The organism is Syntrophorhabdales bacterium (assembly GCA_035541455.1).
In the GTDB taxonomy this organism is placed as follows: Bacteria; Desulfobacterota; Syntrophorhabdia; order Syntrophorhabdales; family WCHB1-27; genus JADGQN01.
The window spans coordinates 1-3284 of sequence record DATKNH010000049.1 but is presented as its reverse complement, the minus strand read 5'-3'; the positions used below and the strand labels follow the sequence as shown (position 1 = coordinate 3284).

Sequence of the window (3284 nt, the reverse complement as noted above, 5' to 3'; positions counted from 1 at the left end):
AGTAGCATAGTGTCAAGATTATCTTATTAGAATGATGGGCTGATTTGCGGCTCAGGCGTGGGTCTGTATACTCGCTTTATTCACATAGACACGCTCCTCCAACACCACAAGTCTGTATGAGCAGAATACTGCCCAATCCGTTTCTTCCTTCCTCCTATGCTAAAAGTCAAGAACAGAACACGTCCTTTGCACAGGTTTTTTCTACCCGCTCTCTTTTATGTAAGCGTGCTCAAGTCATAGCTCATCACGAGTGACGACTCTTTCGAATCATCGTTTGTGCACTCCTTCCGGAGCACGAGGCCAATGACGCTTTCAGATGCGTCCGTGGCCGAAGTGCGACGCCGGGGCAAGAGGAGAAAAAGTTCTTTACACCCTCCTATTCGTGGTCGTGCCACACGTATCTACCTGCGGAAAGAAGGAACCGGTGTCGAACACACTGAAACCCGGGGTCTGAAAGCCACAGGAAGAAACACGTCATACGCCGTTGTTCCGCATGGCCCTGTTAAGAACGTTATCTCCTCTCGTACCGCTCACACCTCATTTTGCATCTCTATCTTCATTACGCGGCGATTCCAATCCTATAGGGTATGCCCGATAGCACGTACGCTCGAAACCGAACAATAAGCATCCGCGCCACCGCAACGATCGCTTTCTTCCTGCTGCCACTCGCATGCCATACCCGCGTGAACTTGCCAAGGAGTACCGGGTCCTTACGGATCGCTCCCCATGAGTTCTCGATAAGGGTTGCACGGATGAAGCCGGGGCCCATGCCGGTGATATGCCCTTTTTGCAGCCTCTCTCCCGTGGAGTATTCGCTCGAGGTGAGCCCCACGAAGCTCGCAATCTTCTTACCGCTCGTGAACCGGGTGAGATCCTCCCCCAGTTCGAGGACGAACCTGATCGCGGTGAGCCAGCCGATCCCCGGGAGGCTACTCGCGATGGTATAGGCGTTATGGTAGCGCTCCTTCTTGCACAGCTTCTTGAGAGCGGTCCTGAGTGCAACCTGGTGAACCCAGAGCTCTTCCAGCTGGGTGAGCAATATATCGAGACTTAACCGTAAGGGTTCTGAGAGCTCAAGCTGTTTGAGAGCACGGAATTCCTCTCTTCCCCACCTGTCGGGAAAGGAAACTTCGATGCCGTGAACGTGAACATCACGGCTTAAAACAATGCCAAAGGAGGCGCGTATGGTTCGCTTAATCGGTGCTCTGATACTGGTGTTGGTGGTAGTGACCCCGAGCTCGGGACAGCAACCCCTCGTCGTGACCTACAAGATCATTTCCCAAGATGTCCAGGTAAATGGCAGTGCACTCCAGCCTCTGGGCAAGGCTCCACATGGGTACCTCGTGATAACACCAACCCGCTGGGTCGCCTTCTACACAAGCGACAACAGAAAATTCGGCACTTCTGCGGCCGATAAGGCTGCGCTCTTAGACACGCTAGTAGGCTGGTCAGGCATGTATCGTATCGAGGGAAGCAAAGTGATCATTAAGGTGGACGCTTCATGGACCGAAGCCTGGAATGGAAGAGAAGAGGTTCGCCACTGGACGCTGTCCGGGAATCGGCTTACGTTAACAGGCGACCCGAGTCCTTTTCCGAGAGACACATCCAAAACAGCGGTTGTCAGAAATGTGTGGGAGAAGATTGAGTAGGCCTTTTTCAACAAGTCGGTCGAGGGTGGGCTTGTCACGGTAACTCGCCCTCGGGGCCTTCACGATTACGCATGTTTCCGTCCCGAAGCCTCCGTGGCGAAAAACTTCGTGTTCATCAGCTTGATGTTACGCCTGGCAATACGCGACGCAGTTATTATTCTTCAATACCAGCTTGTGGGTGCAAGCCTCAACTTTTCTCGCATCGCGTAATCTTGAAAATTGCTTGCGAAGCGTTCCGACGCATATCTTCAATCTTCAATCTTGTAATTCTCTTATTAATTCTCCGTTACAAGCGGCAATCCAGAAGGATACTGGTCGCCACGGAAACTTCAGTTGACAAAGAGATACCCCGGCGTAAGTATATGGATAGATTGTAACCTCGCCAATAGCTGGTGCTGGTAGCGGAGAGCAGGTTCTGCTCGCGCGATATCCAAAAGGTGCTCAAAAATGAAAAGGGAGGAACCGACATGCGTCGTACCGTGTTCCTGATGTTGAGCTTTTCTCTCACCCTCCTGTTTGTTGGGAACCTACTAGCCGTTGACATAGGACCTGTCGAAACGGCCGTGGATGACTGCAGGAAGGACATTGAGATGTACTGCAATAACATAAGGCCTGGCGAAGGGAGGCTTCTCGCCTGCCTTTATGCGCATAAGGACCAACTTGCGCCAGGGTGTGCGTACGACCTCTACAATGTATCACCCGAGGTTCGGCAGGCAATCGAAGGCTTTGTCTATGTGTCGAGGGAGTGCAAGGATGATTTAGCAGCATACTGTGGACTCGGCCGGCCCGGAGAAGGCAGGCTGCTCGATTGCCTTAACAGTCAGCGAGGGCTTAGTGCACGATGCAGTCAAGCATTGCAGGCAGTGGGACTTTGGGAACCTATTGGCCCACCCGGCGGGGAATAAGCAGGACTGTTGCGGCACCAGAAAGAAAGGTTGGACCAATTCCAACCTGCCATGAGCTAAGCAGTCATTGTTAACGAAGTTGTCGGTACGGCGTTTTCGGCTGATGTACGATGCCAGGAAATGCCAACTTGGTATATTTATCATGGATATCACCATAAAACGCAGGACACAAAATTCATGCTCTACACTATGAAACCCTTAGGCGACTTCGTTAGAAACATCTTCAAAACGCCCATGGTTTGGTGGCCATGGATGGCGGGGCTGCCATTGATCAACCTGTCATCCATTTTCTTTCTCCCGAGGACGGAGGCATGGGTAGTGCTGGGAACCGGCCTCCTGGCCGCGACTATCATGACGGTCCTGCACGCCAAACTGGGGTACGTCCGGCTTGTGGGCATAGGCCATTTTGTTTGGATTCCGATGCTGATCTGGCTGGTATTCAGACTGGATCACATTCCAGAAGGTACGCTTCTCTGCAACTGGCTTCTCATCTTGATAGCAATGGACACAGTGTCTCTTCTGATCGATATCGTCGACCTTGTCCGTTATCTGCTGGGAGACCGCACTCCTCGGTTTTAAGGTCGACCCCGGGGGGAGGGATCAACTGACCTGCAAGAAACTAATCCAATAAATGAAGACCGCCTGATGAAGGACCCGCATGACACCGCACATTAAAGCCACAACGTTCGGTTCGATAACCATTGAGGATGCGGCGATTGAACATGACGTC

4 protein-coding genes are annotated in these 3284 nt (G+C 52.2%); 3 read left to right on the top strand and 1 reads right to left on the bottom strand.

Annotated features, from left to right (window positions below; all coding sequences use genetic code 11):
• Positions 1–559: 559 nt before the first annotated feature.
• Positions 560–1039: a transposase gene (locus tag VMT71_05600; protein HVN23425.1), complete on the bottom strand. Its 480-nt coding sequence runs from the start codon at positions 1037–1039 to the stop codon at positions 560–562.
• 145 nt (positions 1040–1184) lie between these two features.
• Here VMT71_05600 and VMT71_05595 point away from each other — a divergent pair, with 145 nt between their 5' ends.
• The 3 genes from VMT71_05595 to VMT71_05585 all read left to right on the top strand — a co-directional run bounded on the left by VMT71_05595 (position 1185) and on the right by VMT71_05585 (position 3133).
• Complete coding sequence (locus VMT71_05595; protein HVN23424.1) at positions 1185–1649, top strand: lipocalin-like domain-containing protein; 465 nt, start codon at positions 1185–1187, stop codon at positions 1647–1649.
• Positions 1650–2116: 467 nt separating this feature from the next.
• Complete coding sequence (locus VMT71_05590; protein HVN23423.1) at positions 2117–2554, top strand: cysteine rich repeat-containing protein; 438 nt, start codon at positions 2117–2119, stop codon at positions 2552–2554.
• Positions 2555–2731: 177 nt separating this feature from the next.
• Positions 2732–3133 carry a hypothetical protein gene (locus VMT71_05585; GenBank protein ID HVN23422.1) on the top strand — a complete coding sequence of 134 codons (402 nt, stop codon included), beginning with the start codon at positions 2732–2734 and terminating at the stop codon, positions 3131–3133.
• Positions 3134–3284 lie beyond the last annotated feature (151 nt).

Excerpts from the sequence above, each read along its gene's own strand:
- VMT71_05595 (HVN23424.1), top strand. The coding sequence starts at position 1,185 with ATGGTTCGCTTAATCGGTGCTCTGATACTGGTGTTGGTGGTAGTGACC.
- VMT71_05585 (HVN23422.1), top strand. The coding sequence starts at position 2,732 with ATGCTCTACACTATGAAACCCTTAGGCGACTTCGTTAGAAACATCTTC.
- VMT71_05590 (HVN23423.1), top strand. The coding sequence starts at position 2,117 with ATGCGTCGTACCGTGTTCCTGATGTTGAGCTTTTCTCTCACCCTCCTG.